18 protein-coding genes are annotated in these 14,364 nt (G+C 72.8%); 11 read left to right on the top strand and 7 right to left on the bottom strand.

Translation table 11 applies throughout. From position 1 onward, the window contains the following. Window positions 1-253: SDR family NAD(P)-dependent oxidoreductase (locus ONA70_RS00585; RefSeq protein WP_265004296.1), on the bottom strand; the 253-nt coding region annotated here is incomplete at its 3' end. Between the two features lie 340 nt (window positions 254-593). Between ONA70_RS00585 and ONA70_RS00590 the strand changes: the two genes are divergently transcribed. The 3 genes from ONA70_RS00590 (at window position 594) to ONA70_RS00600 (ending at window position 3,930) form a co-directional block, all read left to right on the top strand. Continuing rightward, the gene (locus ONA70_RS00590; protein WP_265004297.1) at window positions 594-1,508 is read left to right on the top strand and encodes a MurR/RpiR family transcriptional regulator; all 915 of its coding nucleotides are present in this window, start codon (window positions 594-596) and stop codon (window positions 1,506-1,508) included. Continuing rightward, window positions 1,505-2,443, top strand: a complete 939-nt coding sequence (gene murQ, locus ONA70_RS00595; RefSeq protein WP_265004298.1) for an N-acetylmuramic acid 6-phosphate etherase — start codon at window positions 1,505-1,507, stop codon at window positions 2,441-2,443. Before ONA70_RS00590 ends, murQ begins: the two co-directional genes overlap by 4 nt. Window positions 2,444-2,928: 485 nt before the next feature. Beyond that, a complete protein-coding gene (locus ONA70_RS00600; RefSeq protein ID WP_265004299.1) occupies window positions 2,929-3,930 on the top strand; it encodes a sigma-70 family RNA polymerase sigma factor in 1,002 nt (333 codons plus the stop codon). 89 nt (window positions 3,931-4,019) lie between these two features. On the opposite strand, the gene ONA70_RS00605 is transcribed toward ONA70_RS00600, so the two are convergent. Beyond that, window positions 4,020-4,988: a C40 family peptidase gene (locus ONA70_RS00605; protein ID WP_265004300.1), complete on the bottom strand. Its 969-nt coding sequence runs from the start codon at window positions 4,986-4,988 to the stop codon at window positions 4,020-4,022. A gap of 449 nt (window positions 4,989-5,437) precedes the next feature. Here ONA70_RS00605 and ONA70_RS00610 point away from each other — a divergent pair, with 449 nt between their 5' ends. Continuing rightward, window positions 5,438-6,004 (top strand): DUF6232 family protein, encoded by a 567-nt coding sequence (locus ONA70_RS00610; RefSeq protein WP_265004301.1) that lies wholly within the window; start codon window positions 5,438-5,440, stop codon window positions 6,002-6,004. A gap of 1 nt (window position 6,005) precedes the next feature. Here ONA70_RS00610 and ONA70_RS00615 read toward each other — a convergent pair whose 3' ends face one another. Beyond that, on the bottom strand, window positions 6,006-6,335 hold the full coding sequence (locus ONA70_RS00615; protein ID WP_265004302.1) for a DUF3817 domain-containing protein: 330 nt from the start codon (window positions 6,333-6,335) through the stop codon (window positions 6,006-6,008). Window positions 6,336-6,361: 26 nt separating this feature from the next. Then, a complete protein-coding gene (locus ONA70_RS00620) occupies window positions 6,362-6,772 on the bottom strand; it encodes a hypothetical protein (protein ID WP_265004303.1) in 411 nt (136 codons plus the stop codon). Window positions 6,773-6,893: 121 nt separating this feature from the next. Here ONA70_RS00620 and ONA70_RS00625 point away from each other — a divergent pair, with 121 nt between their 5' ends. Genes ONA70_RS00625 through ONA70_RS00635 form a run of 3 tightly spaced genes read left to right on the top strand, consistent with a single transcriptional unit; the run spans window position 6,894 to window position 8,105 of the window. Continuing rightward, on the top strand, window positions 6,894-7,211 hold the full coding sequence (locus ONA70_RS00625; RefSeq protein WP_265004304.1) for a DUF6158 family protein: 318 nt from the start codon (window positions 6,894-6,896) through the stop codon (window positions 7,209-7,211). Continuing rightward, on the top strand, window positions 7,211-7,534 hold the full coding sequence (locus ONA70_RS00630) for a hypothetical protein (RefSeq protein WP_265004305.1): 324 nt from the start codon (window positions 7,211-7,213) through the stop codon (window positions 7,532-7,534). Before ONA70_RS00625 ends, ONA70_RS00630 begins: the two co-directional genes overlap by 1 nt. Window positions 7,535-7,565: 31 nt before the next feature. Then, window positions 7,566-8,105: a DUF1360 domain-containing protein gene (locus ONA70_RS00635; protein WP_265004306.1), complete on the top strand. Its 540-nt coding sequence runs from the start codon at window positions 7,566-7,568 to the stop codon at window positions 8,103-8,105. 48 nt (window positions 8,106-8,153) lie between these two features. On the opposite strand, the gene ONA70_RS00640 is transcribed toward ONA70_RS00635, so the two are convergent. From ONA70_RS00640 to ONA70_RS00650, 3 genes are all read right to left on the bottom strand, one after another. Then, window positions 8,154-8,348 carry a hypothetical protein gene (locus ONA70_RS00640; protein ID WP_265004307.1) on the bottom strand — a complete coding sequence of 65 codons (195 nt, stop codon included), beginning with the start codon at window positions 8,346-8,348 and terminating at the stop codon, window positions 8,154-8,156. Between the two features lie 24 nt (window positions 8,349-8,372). After that, entirely contained in the window at window positions 8,373-8,597 is a 225-nt protein-coding gene (locus ONA70_RS00645) for a hypothetical protein (protein WP_265004308.1), read from the bottom strand. Between the two features lie 192 nt (window positions 8,598-8,789). After that, on the bottom strand, window positions 8,790-9,875 hold the full coding sequence (locus tag ONA70_RS00650; protein WP_265004309.1) for a 3-deoxy-7-phosphoheptulonate synthase: 1,086 nt from the start codon (window positions 9,873-9,875) through the stop codon (window positions 8,790-8,792). Between the two features lie 313 nt (window positions 9,876-10,188). Here ONA70_RS00650 and ONA70_RS00655 point away from each other — a divergent pair, with 313 nt between their 5' ends. The 4 genes from ONA70_RS00655 (at window position 10,189) to ONA70_RS00670 (ending at window position 14,318) form a co-directional block, all read left to right on the top strand. Further along, window positions 10,189-11,340 carry a PhoX family protein gene (locus ONA70_RS00655; RefSeq protein ID WP_265004310.1) on the top strand — a complete coding sequence of 384 codons (1,152 nt, stop codon included), beginning with the start codon at window positions 10,189-10,191 and terminating at the stop codon, window positions 11,338-11,340. Between the two features lie 25 nt (window positions 11,341-11,365). Next, entirely contained in the window at window positions 11,366-11,578 is a 213-nt protein-coding gene (locus tag ONA70_RS00660) for a hypothetical protein (protein ID WP_265004311.1), read from the top strand. Between the two features lie 104 nt (window positions 11,579-11,682). After that, window positions 11,683-12,975, top strand: a complete 1,293-nt coding sequence (locus tag ONA70_RS00665; RefSeq protein ID WP_265004312.1) for a M16 family metallopeptidase — start codon at window positions 11,683-11,685, stop codon at window positions 12,973-12,975. Next, on the top strand, window positions 12,972-14,318 hold the full coding sequence (locus ONA70_RS00670) for a M16 family metallopeptidase (RefSeq protein ID WP_265004313.1): 1,347 nt from the start codon (window positions 12,972-12,974) through the stop codon (window positions 14,316-14,318). Before ONA70_RS00665 ends, ONA70_RS00670 begins: the two co-directional genes overlap by 4 nt. Window positions 14,319-14,364 lie beyond the last annotated feature (46 nt).

Genomic DNA, 14,364 nt, shown 5'->3' on the forward strand with positions numbered 1-14,364 from the left:
CCCGCGCCGCCCCGGCCGGCTCCAGCAGGTCGGCAGCGACGGCTTCAGCGACGGCTCGAGGTCGCTGCGCGGCGTCAGACGCGCCGAGTTGGAGTTGTCGTAGGACCTGGACCGGCGCGGACGGCGCCGCCGTCGTGCGATCGCCCTCCCGTTCGGGTACGACCACCCGCCAGCCCGCCCTCAGGAAGGCAGCGGTGACCGCCGCGCCCAGCCCGCCCGTGCCCCCGGTCACCAGCACCGTGCGCTCCGCCATGGGCACACGCTAGCCGCCCGACCGACGGGGCCGGGGGCCGGGTAAGCAGGGGCCCCTTATTAACGCCTGGCGTTGTATAGGGGGCCCCTCCTAACAACTCGTCCGGGGGCGCATCGGTCGCCCGGTCGTCCGGCGGTCCGGCCCGGCCGTCCGGCCGGTGTCAGGTGCGCGACGGTTGATTCCCCCGGTGGCCGGCGTGGCCGAGTCGACCGGACCGGAGGAGGCGGCCGGGCTGCGGAAATGGGAACCTTGCCGGGCGGGACCCGTGCGGAAGGCGGTACTTTTCCCGATAAGCGCCCTCATGGTTGACGGTCTCGCCTCGTGAAAGTAAGTTTCATCCGTGGCGAAGAGTCCGAAGATTTCTGCGAGTCACGAGCCCGGTGGACTAATCGTCCACATCAGTGGCCTGCTCCCGTCGCTGTCCCCGGCCGAGCAGCGGGTCGCCCGGCTGGTGGTCGCCGACCCGGCGGACGCCGCCCGGCGCACCATCACCGACCTCGCCACAGCCGCCGAGACCTCGGAGGCCACCGTCATCCGGTTCTGCCGGTCGGTCGGCATGGACGGCTACCCCCAGCTGCGGATCCGGCTCGCGGCCGAGGCCGCCCGCCGGGTCGAGCCGCCGGACGCCCGGGTGGTCGGCGGGGACATCCCACCCGGGGCCGACCTCGCGCAGATCATCGCGACCATCGCCTTCAACGACGCTCGAGCCGTCGAGGAGACCGCCGAGCAGCTCGACCCGGCGGTCTGCGAGCGGGTGGTCGAGGCGATCGCGGCGGCCGGCCGGATCGATGTCTACGGTGCCGGCGCCAGCGGATTCGTCGCCTCCGACTTCCAACAGAAACTGCACCGGATCGGCCGGACCGCCTTCTACTTCCCGGACGTGCACACCGCGTTGACCTCGGCGGCCCTGCTCGGCCGCGGCGACGTAGCGGTCGGCATCTCGCACACCGGCACCACCTCGGACGTCATCGAGGTGCTCGAGCAGGCCCGGGCCCGGGGCGCCACCACGGTGGCGCTGACCAACTTCCCCCGGTCGCCGATCACGGAGGTGGCCGACCACGTGCTCACCACCGCCGCCCGCGAGACCACCTACCGGTCCGGCGCGATGGCCAGCCGGTTGGCCCAGCTCACCGTAGTCGACTGCCTCTTTGTCGGGGTGGCCGCGCGCAGCCGCGCCAAGGCGAAGAAGGCCCTGGAGGCGACGGCCGAGGCGGTCCGGTCGCACCGGGTGGGCGCCGGGCGGAGGCGGGCATGACGGTGGAGCCGGACGAGGTGGCCGCGGTGCGACCCGTGGTACGGGTGGGCGCGCCCACCGAGCGGCGCAACCCGCAGAGCCTGGACCTCGACCTGATGTCGACCCGGGACGTGCTCACCGTCATCAACGAGGCCGACGGCCGGGTGCCGGCCGCGGTGGCCGCCGTCCTCGACGAGATCGCGGAGACCGTCGACCTGGCGGTGGCCGCCCTGCGCGGCGGGCACCGGGTGCACTACTTCGGCGCCGGCACCTCCGGCCGACTCGGCGTGCTCGACGCCGCCGAGCTCGCGCCGACCTTCAACTCGCCGCGGGACTGGTTCTGCGCCCATCTGGCCGGCGGGCCGGACGCGATGTGGCGGGCCGTGGAGGACGCCGAGGACGACGAGCGCGGCGGGGCGGCCGAGGCCACCGACTGCGTACGCCCCGGCGACCTGGTGGTCGGGCTGGCCGCCAGTGGGCGCACCCCGTACGTCCTGGGGGCGCTCGGCGCGTCCCGGGCCCAGGGCGCCTCGACCGTGCTGCTCTGCGCCAATCCGGAGGCGGCCGCCGCCTCGACGGTGGACGTCTTCATCGGGGTGGACACCGGACCCGAGGTGGTCACCGGGTCGACCCGGATGAAGGCGGGCACCGCGCAGAAGTTGGTGCTCAACACGTTCTCCACGGCCGTCATGGTGCGCCTTGGCCGGGTCTACTCGAACCTGATGATCGACATGGTGGCCACCAACGCGAAGCTGCGCGGCCGGATGATCTCGATCCTGATGGAGGCCACCGGCTGCGCCGAGGAGGTCTGCCGAACCGCGCTGCACGAGGCCGACGGCGACCTCAAGACCGCCCTGGTCTCGCTGGTCTCGGGCGCGGGGGTCGCCGCCGCCCGGGCCGCCCTGGCCCGCTCCGCCGACCAGGTGCGTGGCGCGCTGGCCCTGCTCGCCTCCTGACCGGGCGGGGGCCCGCCGCCCCCGCCCGAACCCGGACGCCCGTTCCCGCGTCCGGTTCACCCCATCCTGTGGCCGCGCGCCCGGTGCGACGCGAATCACGCCGCCGGCGGGACGCGGCTCCCGCTGCGGATTGTTCAACCAGGCGTGGGGTAATCCTCGACCGTGGCTGAACCGACCGGTCCACCAACGCGTATGTGGCAGTGACCAGGATCGCAATGACGCGGTGACGTGGGTCGCTGTGTTCATGGATTTCGCAATGGTGCGATTCCATGGGCGGACGCTGATTCCGCTGCTCCGACGCCCGGCCCCACAGGGCGTACGCGAGCCACCCGAGCAGGGGTCCTGACAGCAAACATGGACCGGGCTCTCAGCAACTACTCAGGCATTCGTGACAGTTTCGACTCACGACATGGAATCCCCGACGCGTCTCATCTGTTGTGTAGGTGTCAGCACCGAGGGCACAGCGGAGGTGACGGGGAGGGCTGATGAACGTGGGGACGGCAAGGAACCGGGCAACCGGCGCGAGCGAGGGGACCGTGGCAATCGTGGACAAGAACATCGGCATGCGTACCGACGAGGTCGCCGAGGAGCGGGACCTGGTCGGCGTCTACCTGCACGAGATCTCCCGGACACCGCTGCTGGACGCCGCCAAGGAGGTCGACCTCTCCAAGGCGATCGAGGCCGGCCTGTACGCCGAGCATCTGCTCGGCGAGGACCGCGTTCCGGCCGGCGTCGACCGGGAGGACCTGGAGCGGCTGGTCGTCGAGGGTGAGCGCGCGAAGGATCTGTTCATCCGCGCCAACCTGCGACTGGTCGTGTCGATCGCCCGCCGCTACGTGCGCTCGGGCATGCCCATGCTGGACCTGATCCAGGAGGGCAACACCGGCCTGGTCCGGGCGGTCGAGAAGTTCGACTACGAGCGCGGCTACAAGTTCTCCACCTACGCGACGTGGTGGATCCGCCAGGCCATCAGCCGGGCGATCGCCCAGCAGGAGCGGACGGTGCGACTGCCCGTGCACCTGGTCGAGGACGTCAACCGGATGCGGAACACGGCCCGCCAGCTCACCCGTGAGCTGGGCAGCGACCCGGAGCCGGAGCAGATCGCGGCGGCGCTCGGCGTGACCGTCGAGCGGGTCAACGAGCTGGTCCGCTGGTCGCAGGACACCGTCTCGCTGGACACCCCGGTCGGTGACGACGGCGACACCAACCTCGGCGACCTGGTCGCCGACAGTGACGCCCCGTCGCCGGAGGAGATCGTCCTCACCGGGCTGGAGCGGCAGCGGATCGAGGGTCTGCTCAACCACCTCGACGACCGTTCGGCCGGCATCATGCGGGCCCGGTACGGCCTGGAGGACGGCCGGGAGCACTCGCTGACCGAGGTCGCTTCGCGGTTCTCGCTCTCCCGGGAGCGGATCCGCCAGCTGGAGATCCAGGCCCTCGGCCGGCTTCGTGAGCTGGCCCGGGCCGAGGGGCTGCAGGCGGCCTGAGCTGGTAGTAATTGACACGACGAACGGCCGGCGTCCGATAGGGGGACGCCGGCCGTTCGTCGTCCTGGAGCCCGCGCGGGCTCTTGGCGTCAGCGCACCCGGCCGTAGCCCTGGATGCTCATGATGTTCATGCTCCGCTTGCTGACGTTGCGGCCGGCGCTGGGCGCGTCGATGATCTGGCCGCCGCCCACGTAGATCGCCACGTGCCCGAGGCCGGAGTAGAAGACGAGGTCACCGGGTTGCAGCGAACTGCGGCTGATCCGCGCGGTGGCGTCCCACTGCATCGCCGCGTTGTGCGGCAGGGACTTCCCGGCCGCCCGCCAGGCCGCCAGGGTGAGCCCGGAGCAGTCGTAGCCGTCCGGGCCGTCGGCGCCGTAGACGTACGGCTTGCCGACCGCCCCGTACGCGTACCGGACGGCGGTCCCGGCCGAACCGGCGATGTTCGGAGCGCTGCCGGCCGAGCTGGAGCTGCCCGGCGCCTCGGTGGCCCGGCCGTACGCCTGCCGGCGCAGCTGGTAGAGCCGGGCCAGATCGGTCTCGATCTTCTTCTTGCCCGCAGCGAGCTGCTTGGCCTGCGCGGCCTGCCGGGCCAGGGTGGCGTCCAGCCGGGTCTTCTGGTCGATCAGCTTGCGCTGGTTCTCGGTGAAGCCGTTGATCGTCTGCTGGCGCTGCCGGCTCAACTGGTCCAGAGCGCCCAGCCGCTCCGGCAGGGAGGTCGACGCGCCCGGCTCCAGCAGCGCCTGCGCGGTCCGCAGCCCACCGGTCTTGTACGCGGTGGCGGCGAGGATCCCCACCTCGGCGCGGCTCTGCTCGGTCTGCGCCTGCAGCGGGCCGATCTTGGTCTGCAAGGTGGCCGAGGTGGCCTTGTTGGCCTTGATCTCCTCGTTGAGCTTGTTGTAGGACTCGACGATTCGCTCCAGCTCAGTCGAGGACTTCTCGATCTGCTTGGTCAGCTCGGCGGGCGTGGGCGTGGCCCGGGCCACCGATGCCGGCGCGATCAGCACGGCCGAGAGGCCGGCCACCGCCAACGCGCGCAGCAGCATCCGTAAGGACGACAAGAGCGGAAAGCTCCTCTCCGACGCTCGCCGGAGGCCGTGGTGCGCCCCGGCGACACCGGCTCGGAGCCATCCGGGTGGATGGCGGTCGACCGGACCGGCCTGCACAACCTAACCCGAGACGAGAGTGGTCGGGAGTTGAAGCAGGGGCGAATGTTGGCAAAGTGTCAAAAAGTGACGCTGGCGACAGTGACGTTTCGTGACCGGCTCGTCGGCCGACCGTGGCGACAGCGGTGCCCGATGGGTGGTTGGCGCGGGTGGCCCGATTCGTCGTTGTCGGCGGATGTCGCCAGGGCCCGCAGCGCAAAATGCCGATAAAGCTGGAAATCCGCCTCCTTCTCGGGCAGACGTGTTCCTGCCGGTACCGCCGTGGGCGGCGGAAAACCCGGGGAGGGGTGGCACGTGCGCCACACAATGAAGCGCGGAGCCGGGAATTCCGCCCGACGGTATCGGTGCAGTTCAGCGATGGCGCGGACGCCCGGCGCGCGATCCACTGGGAGGACGCCGTGCAGACCGATGGCTCCACCACCCGCCCGCCCCGGGCGGCCAACCCGACCCTCCTCTACGCCCGACCCGGCATCGTGGTCACCGCCGAACGCTTCACGGTCGGCCGAGCCAGCTGGCCGGTCGCCGAACTCACCCAGATCTGGACCACCCGTGGCCCGCACGACCGGCTCGCCGTCCGGGCGGTCGGGGTCAGCGGCGGCCTGATCGGCGCGGTCGGGGTGCTGCTCGGGTTCACCGGCGGGCTGCAGCGGCTCACCGCGTCGGCGTACCTGGCGCTCGGCGCGGTCGGGCTGCTGCCGGTGCTGCTGGTGCTGATCGGCGACCGCTGGCGACCCCCGGCGTACGAGCTGTGGGGGCGGCACAAGGGCACCGAGGTGCTCCTGTTCAGCAGCGACGACGAGCGGCAGTTCGGCCAGGTCACCCGGGCCCTGCGGCGGGCCCGGGAAGGCGTACGCCTGGGCGGCTGGCAGGACCCGTTGGCCTCGACCGCGGCGTGGCGGCCGAACCGTTGAGTCAGCCGGCGACCGGCTCCGGGGCCCGGGGCCGGTCGCGGTCGGCCAGCCAGTGGCTCACCCGGCGCTCGGCGTAGAACGACACGAACGGCACCGTGCCGGCGAGCATCACCAGCAGCATCCGCTTCAGCGGCCAGTCGGCCCGCCGCGACAGGTCGAAGGTGAGCGCCAGATAGATCATGTAGAGCCAGCCGTGCGCGGTGCCGACCACGGCCACCACGGTCGGGCTGTCGAAGAAGTACTTCAGCGGCATGCCGATCAGGACCAGCACCGCCAGCGCGACGCCCACGATCCAGGCGATCACGCGGTACCGGGTAAGGGCTCCGCCCACCGTCGTCCGTCCTTCCGAAGCCGGCGTCAGCCGGGGTAGTCGCCGGGCCTCGCGCCCGGGTTGGCGTTCAACCATGACAGGTAGCGGTTGTACTCGGCGAGGTCACCGTCATCGGCGCCCGCCACCGGGACGGCCGGCACGCGGCTGACCCGCACGGGCCGGCGTACCGCCGGGGTGGCGGTGGTCGGCTCGGCCCCGGCGGCCGCCGGGGTGGCCGGCGGCGCGGGCGTGCCGCGCAGCGTGTGCCGCACCTCACGCCACCAGACGAAGACCACGAAGCCGGCGAAGACCGGCCACTCGATCGCGTACCCGAAGCTGAGCGTGTTGCCGCCGGCGGCCCGGGTGACCTGCCACCAGCCGAGGCCGAGGAAGCCCACGACCAGCACGACCATGGCCACGTGGCGGGCGATCCACGCCGGTGTCCAGAGCCGTTTCATGCCATCGAGGGTACCGGGGCCCGCGCCCGTCTCCGACGCGGTGTCGTAGGTGGCGGGGTTTGGTGGCATCCCCGGTGGGCATCCGTCTAGACGCCAGCCCGAACGAGACGAGGGGGCGACGATGACCGAATCAGTACGCCGGACCGGTGACGCCAGCCCGGAGCAGCTCATCCCCGAGTGGGACCGCGACCGTGCCCCGACCGACGCGGTGGCCGGCGACGTCGACGGCGAGGCGCTCGGGATCGACCCGGCCGAGCTGGGCGACGAGGACCTGGTCCGGGAGATGCAGAGCCTGCACCGGACCCGGCTGGACACCCTGCGGCACGCCACCGACTCGGCGCTCGCCAACCACCTGCGCCGCACCGCCGAGTTGGAGACCGAGTACCTCGCCCGGCACCCGGGCCGCGAGGTCGACCCGAGCCGGCTGCGGGAAGCCTGATGGCGAGCCACGCCGAGCGCGGCATGTCCGCGCCGCCCGAGGTGGTGTTCAACACCGCCACCGACCCGGACCGGGCCGCCGCCTGGCTGCCCGAGCCGCTGCGCCGGACCGGTACGCAGCAGGTGGAGATTGTCGACGCGGAGGAGATGCGGGCCAGGTGGAGCTGCCGCACGGAGGGCTGGGCGGCGGACATCGACGTCGAGCCGGCCGACGCCGGCGGCGCCCGGGTCCGGCTGGACCTGTCCGGCACCGACCACGGGATGGCCGACGAGATCCTGGCCAGCCTTGCCCGCGAGGTGGCCGACAACCTGACCGCCGGCTGAGCCGGCCCCGCGACGACACCGAGGAGGCCGGGTGACCGGGAGGGGCCTGAAGCAGAAGGTGGCGCGGCTGCGCCAGGCGTACGCGCCGAACGAGCAGCGGCCGCTGGAGGGTTACCTGAAGGCGATGGGCACGTACGCGGCGGTGACCGCGTCCCTGGTGGGCCTGGTCAAGGCGACCGGGCGGCCGGTGCCGGAGCGGCCCTCGGCCGGGGACGTGGTGCTGCTCTCCGTCGCGACCCACAAGCTCAGCCGGCTGCTGTCCAAGGACGCGATCACCAGCCCCCTGCGCGCGCCGTTCACCCGCTACGAGCACCCGATCGGCAGCGGCGAGGTGATGGAGCAGGTCCGCGACCAGGGCAGTCCCACCCGACACGCCCTCGGCGAGCTGGTGAGCTGCCCGTTTTGTCTGGCGGTCTGGGTGGCCACCGGGCTCACCGGGGGACTGGTCCTGGCGCCCCGGCTGACCCGGCTGATCGCCACCGCGCTCACCGCGGTCGCCGCCTCGGACTTCCTCCAGATGGGGTACGCCGTGGCCCAGCACGCGGCCGACGGCGGCGACAAGGACAAGTGACCCGCGACGAGGGGCCGGCGCGAAGCGCCGGCCCCTCACTCGTGTCGCTCAGGTGGGCGACGTGCCGTGGTCCTCGCCGGCCCAGCCGCGCGCCGCCTCCGGCTCGCGCCGGTTCTCGTCCTCGCCGGTGATGATGTCCTCGTCCACCGCGGTCTCCTCGTGCTCCTCGGCGAACTCCGGGTCGCCGTTCGGATCACCGAGCGCCTCGATGTGGTGTCGCTGCCCCTGGTCGCGGTCGGTCATCCCGCTGTCCTCTCCGTCGTGCCGTCAGGCGACGGTCCCGCCGAGCAGGTCGGCCGCCTCGTCGACCGCGTACTCGCCCTGGGGCAGCGCGGCGATCCGGGTGAGCAGCTCCGCGGGGAGTTCCGCGGCGACCGCCCGGCGGTAGATGTCTGCCTGACTGATCCGTTCCTGGCCGTGGTAGATGTCGTCGAGCAGTTCGTCGAGCGGCCGGAGGTCCGGCTGCTCGGTCACGGGCGCGTCGTCGGTCACGCCGACCAGCTACCCCGGCCCGAATCGGTCAAACGTCACGGGACCCGGCCCGATGGCGGCGTGACGGCGCAGCCGCGTCACGCCACTCGCCGAGCGGCGACCTGCACACCGACGCCCAGCGCCGCCCCGGCCCCGCGAGGGGCCGGGCGGCGCTGTGTTCTCCACGCCGGCTCGGTCTGACCGGGCCGAGCGTCAGGCGGGGGTGGGGAGGGTGGCGCGGCGGGTGCGGACCGCCTGGGCCAGGTGGTCGAGGACCTCGGCGGTGGTGTCCCAGCCGATGCAGGCGTCGGTGACGGACTTGCCGTACTCCAGCTCACGGGTGGGGTCGAGGTCCTGCCGGCCGGGCTGGAGGAAGCTCTCCAGCATGACCCCGACGATGCCGCGCTGGCCGGCGGCGAGCTGGGCGGCCACGTCCGCGGCCACCCGCGGCTGGTTGTGGTGGTCCTTGCCGCTGTTGGCGTGGCTGGCGTCGATCACCACGCGCTCGGGCAGCCCGGCCGCCCGGAGCAGGTCCAGCGCCCCGGCCACCGACTCCGCGTCGTAGTTGGGCCGGCCGCCACCGCCGCGCAGCACCAGGTGGCCGTCGGCGTTGCCCCTGGTGTGCATGATCGCCGGGGTGCCGGCGACGTCGATGCCGGGGAAGACGTGCGGCACGCCCGCCGCGCGGATGGCGTCCACCGCGGTGGAGATGCTGCCGTCGGGGCGGTTCTTCATGCCGATCGGCATGGACAGCCCGGAGGCGAGCTGCCGGTGCACCTGGCTCTCCACGGTCCGCGCGCCGATCGCGCCCCAGGCGACCGTGTCGGCGATGTACTGCGGGGTGATCGGGTCGAGGAACTCGCAGCCCACCGGCAGGCCGAGGCGCAGCACGTCGAGCAGGAGCGCCCGGGCGGTCCGCAGCCCGGTGTTGACGTCGCCGGAGCCGTCCAGCCCGGGGTCGTTGATCAGGCCCTTCCAGCCCACCGTCGAGCGCGGCTTCTCGAAGTAGACGCGCATCACCACCAGCAGGTCGTCGGCGAGCCGGTCGGCGGCCTCGCGCAGCCGGCCCGCGTACTCGAGGGCGGCGGCGGGGTCGTGCACCGAGCACGGGCCGACCACGACCAGCAGCCGGTCGTCGGCCCGGTCGAGCACCCGGCCGACGGCACGCCGACCGGCCACCACGGCCTCGGCGAGCGGGGCCTCCAGGGGCAGGTGGTGGTGCAGCAGGGCCGGGGTGGTCAGCGGCACGACGCGGTCGATCCGCTGGTCGATGACCCGATGGGGCTCCGGGGTCGTCACGGTGGGCTTCCTTCCGCCGACCGTGCCCCCGGGGCCGGCGCCCGAGGTCGAGCCGGCTGCTCGTACACGAAAGGGCAGGGAGATCCCTGCCCGGCCGGCTCGAAGAGGAGTGACGTCAGATCATGGTCGAGTCACCGGCTCCTCCAGCCGGCTGCCTAAACCATCGATACGACCGCGTCACGCCGGCCAGCTTACCCGACGCGACGGGCCGGGCTCACCGTGTCGTCGGGAAAGTCTCGCCTCACGTTCACCTCCATCGATGCGACCGCCGGTAGTTTCGTCGGCACCGAACGCTTCGTCAGGAGGTCTGCGAATGGATCGTCGTACCGTTCTACGCGCCACCGTCGCCGGTGCCGCCGCCTTCTCCGGCAGCCTCTGGGCCGGTGCCGCCCTGGCCGCGCCCGCGCAGCCCGGAGTCGGCCCGTACGGGCCACTGGGCAGCGCCGACGCCAACGGCATCCAGCTCCCCACGGGCTTCACCAGCCGGGTGATCGCCCGGTCCCGGCAGGTCGTCCCGGGCACCTCGTACGCCTGGCACGACGCCCCTGACGGCGGTGCCTGCTTCACCGCCGGCACCGGCTGGATCTACGTCTCGAATTCCGAGATCTCCACCACCGGCGGGGCCTCCGCGGTGCGCTTCAACGCCGACGGAACAATCTCCTCGGCGTACCGGATCCTGGGAAACACGAACCGGAACTGTGCCGGTGGGGCGACCCCCTGGGGCACCTGGCTCTCCTGTGAGGAGGTGAGCCGGGGCTACGTCTACGAGACCTGGCCACAGGGCGGGATCGCGGCGGTGCGCCGGCCGGCGATGGGACAGTTCACCCACGAGGCGACGGCGGCCGACCCGGACCGCGAGGTGATCTACCTGACCGAGGACGAGACCGACGGCTGCTTCTACCGGTTCCGCCCGACGGTCTGGGGCGACCTGTCCAGCGGCACCCTGGAGGTGCTGGTCGCCGGCACTGCCACCAGCGGCCCGGTGAGCTGGGCCCGGGTCCCCGACCCGGACGGCACGCCGACCTACACCCGCCGCCAGGTCTCCGGCGCGAAGAAGTTCAACGGCGGCGAGGGCGCCTGGTACGCGAACGGCACCTGCTGGTTCACCACCAAGGGGGACAACCGGGTCTGGGCGTACGACGCGGTCAACCAGCGGATCGACCTCGCGTACGACGACTCGCTGGTGGTGACCGGGCCGGCCCCGCTGACCGGGGTCGACAACATCACCGGCTCGGCGTACGGGGACCTCTACGTCGCCGAGGACGGCGGCAACATGGAGATCGTTCTGATCACTCCGGACGCCGTTGTCACGCCCTTTCTGAGAGTTACCGGGCAGAGCGCCTCGGAGATCACCGGACCGGCGTTCTCCCCGGACGGCCGGCGGCTCTACTTCTCCTCTCAGCGCGGCACCAGCGGCGCCTCCTCGGGCGGGATCACCTACGAGGTGCAGGGGCCGTTCCGCTGAGCCCGACGGGGGGTATGGGGACGGCATGAGTCACGACCAGAGCGACCAGGAGCGGATCGAGTCCCGCGCCCACCTGCTGCCCGAGGAGGAGCGGGTGGGCAGCGAGGACCCGGGGGCCCAGGCCGACGCGATCCTCACCGAATCGGACATCCGGGAGGACGCGAACGTGGCCCAGGACACCACCCTGGAGCACCGGACCTCCGAGCAGACCGTCACCCCGTCGGAGCCGCCCGACTGACCGGCGGCGTACGGCGGCTCGGACCGGAGCCGGCGCGGCGTCCTTCCGGACGCCGCGCTGGCGCTCGTCCCCTTTCCGCCCGCGAGATCGGATAGCGTCGTGCCATGCCCGACAGCGGTTACCCCTGGCCGATCGAGACCGCCCGCCTGGACAACGGCCTGCGCGTGGTGGTGAGCGAGGACCGCACCGCGCCCGCGGTCGCGGTGAACCTCTGGTACGACGTGGGTTCCCGGCACGAACCCGAGGGACAGACCGGCTTCGCGCATCTCTTCGAGCACCTGATGTTCGAGGGCTCGGTCAACGTCGCGAAGACCGAGCACATGAAGTTCATCCAGGGTTCCGGCGGCTCGCTGAACGCCACCACCAACCCGGACCGGACCAACTACTTCGAGACGGTCCCGGCCGAGCACCTGGAGCTGGCGCTCTGGCTGGAGGCCGACCGGATGGGCGGCCTGGTGCCCGCGCTGACCCAGGAGACGCTGGACAACCAGCGGGACGTGGTGAAGAACGAGCGCCGGCAGCGCTACGAGAACGTCCCGTACGGCGACGCCTGGCTGCGGCTGCTGCCGCTGCTCTACCCGCCCGGCCACCCGTACCACCACGCGACGATCGGGTCGATGGCCGACCTGAACGCGGCCGCCCTGGCCACCTTCCAGGACTTCCACGCCACGTACTACGCCCCGAACAACGCCGTCCTGACCGTGGTCGGGGACGCCGACCCGGCCGAGGTCTTCGCGCTGGCCGAGAAGTACTTCGCCGCCATCCCCGCCCGGGACGGCATCCCCGCCGCACCGGACGGGCGTACGGTGCCGGCGACCGGGCGACCCGCGGCGGAGACGGTCACCGCCGACGTACCCGCGCCCCGGGTCTACGTCGCGCACCGCACCCACCCCTACGGCACCACCGGGTACGACGTGACCACCGTGCTCGCCACCGTCCTGGGTACCGGCCGGGGCAGCCGCCTCTACCAGCGGCTCGCCGACGGGGAACGGATCGCCCAGCCGGACCTGGTCGGGGCGTACGGGGTGGACCTGGCGCACGGGCCCGCGCCGCTGATCGCCACCGCCACCGCCCGCCCCGGGGTGTCCGCCGAACGGCTGCGCGCCGGGCTGACCGACGTCGTCGACGAGCTGGCCACCGTCCCGGTGACCGCGGCCGAGCTGGACCGGGCCAAGGCGCTGCTGAGCACCCAGTGGTGGCGACACATGTCCACGGTGGACGGCCGGGCCGACGTGCTCGGCCGGTACGCCACCCAGTTCGGTGACCCGGCGAAGATCGGTGAACGCCTGCCGGCCTGGCTCGCGGTCACCGCCGAGCAGATCGCCGAACAGGCCGCCGAGCTGCTCGGCGCCGCCGACCGGGTGACCCTGACCTACCTGCCCGAGGAGAAGCCATGACGCTGATCGCCACCCGTCCCGGCCCGGGCGCCGCCCGCCCGTACCGGTTCCCGCAGGTGGTCCGTCGGGCCGTCGCGGGCGGGCAGGTCGTCGCCGCGCACCTGCCCGGGCAGAACCTGGCCGTCGCGCTGCTGCTCCTCGACGCCGGCGCGGGTCGGGAGCCGGTCGGCAAGGAAGGGCTCGGCGGGGTGCTCGCCAAGGCCCTGGAGGAGGGCACCGCACAGCGGGACGGCACCGCGTACGCGCTGGCCATCGAGGCGCTCGGGACCGAGCTGGTGACCGGGCTGGACTGGGACTCCTTCCAGGTCAGCGTGCAGGTCCCGGTGGACCGGCTGAGCGCCGCCGTGGAGCTGCTCACGGAGGCGGTCCGCACGCCCCGGCTCGACCCGGCGGACGTGCTGCGGGTCCGCGACGACGAGGCCACCGCGCTGCGGATGGACTGGGCCAACCCGGGCCCCCGGGCGGACGCGGTGCTGCGCGCCGACCTGTTCGGCGCGGAGAACCGCTGGGGCCGGCCGATGCACGGCGACCCGCAGAGCGTCGCCGCCCTGGACGTGGACGACGTGACGGTCTTCCACTCCGAGTGGTTCATCCGCCCGGGAACGCTGATCGTCGCCGGTGACCTGGACCGGCTCGACCTGGCGGCGCTCGGCGCGGCGGCGTTCGCCGGCACCGGGGGCGGACCGGTGGACAAGGGCGGCCCGATCGACGTGCCGCTGCCCGGCCGGCGGAAGGTCGTCCTGGTCGACCGGCCCGGCTCGGTGCAGTCCACGCTGCGCCTCGGGCACCCCGCCCCGCACCGCGCCCACCCGGATTACGTGCCGATGACGCTCGCCGGCACGGTGCTCGGCGGGGCGTTCACCTCCCGGCTCAACCACCTGATCCGCGAGGTGCACGGCTACACGTACGGCATCCGCGGTGACTTCGCCGCGTCCCGCCGGTTCGGCCGGTTCGCGATCAGCTCCGGGGTACAGACCGCGGTGACCGCGCTGGCCCTGGTGGAGGCGGTCGGCGAGGTCTCGCGTACCCAGTTGACCGGGGTGACCGAGGAGGAGCTGGCGGTGGCCCGCTCGTGGCGGGCCGGGCAGCTCTCGGTCGAGCTGCAGACCCCGCGCGCCATCGCCTCGGCGCTGACCACGCTGGTGGTGCACGACCTGCCGGACGACTACCATGCCCGGCTGCGCGAGTCGCTGCTCGGCGCCGACGTGGAGCAGGTGTCGGCGGCGGCCGCCGATCACCTGCACCCGGAGTCGCTGACCCTGGTGGTGGAGGGCGACTCGGCGGTCATCCGGGACGAACTGGTGGCCGCCGGCCTCGGCGACGTCGTCGACCACACCCCCTGACCAGGACCGGTCGCCACGTCGGCGGCACCGTGATGTGATTCCGGTC

It is taken from the genome of Micromonospora yasonensis, from assembly GCF_026013475.1.
GTDB lineage: Bacteria > Actinomycetota > Actinomycetes > Mycobacteriales > Micromonosporaceae > Micromonospora > Micromonospora yasonensis.

Bases quoted from the DNA above. Each gene is read 5' to 3' on its own strand.
- murQ (WP_265004298.1), top strand. From the start codon at position 1,505: ATGACGGTGGAGCCGGACGAGGTGGCCGCGGTGCGACCCGTGGTACGG.
- ONA70_RS00600 (WP_265004299.1), top strand. From the start codon at position 2,929: ATGAACGTGGGGACGGCAAGGAACCGGGCAACCGGCGCGAGCGAGGGG.
- ONA70_RS00620 (WP_265004303.1), bottom strand. From the start codon at position 6,772: ATGAAACGGCTCTGGACACCGGCGTGGATCGCCCGCCACGTGGCCATG.
- ONA70_RS00625 (WP_265004304.1), top strand. From the start codon at position 6,894: ATGACCGAATCAGTACGCCGGACCGGTGACGCCAGCCCGGAGCAGCTC.
- ONA70_RS00630 (WP_265004305.1), top strand. From the start codon at position 7,211: ATGGCGAGCCACGCCGAGCGCGGCATGTCCGCGCCGCCCGAGGTGGTG.
- ONA70_RS00640 (WP_265004307.1), bottom strand. From the start codon at position 8,348: ATGACCGACCGCGACCAGGGGCAGCGACACCACATCGAGGCGCTCGGT.
- ONA70_RS00655 (WP_265004310.1), top strand. From the start codon at position 10,189: ATGGATCGTCGTACCGTTCTACGCGCCACCGTCGCCGGTGCCGCCGCC.
- ONA70_RS00660 (WP_265004311.1), top strand. From the start codon at position 11,366: ATGAGTCACGACCAGAGCGACCAGGAGCGGATCGAGTCCCGCGCCCAC.
- ONA70_RS00665 (WP_265004312.1), top strand. From the start codon at position 11,683: ATGCCCGACAGCGGTTACCCCTGGCCGATCGAGACCGCCCGCCTGGAC.
- ONA70_RS00670 (WP_265004313.1), top strand. From the start codon at position 12,972: ATGACGCTGATCGCCACCCGTCCCGGCCCGGGCGCCGCCCGCCCGTAC.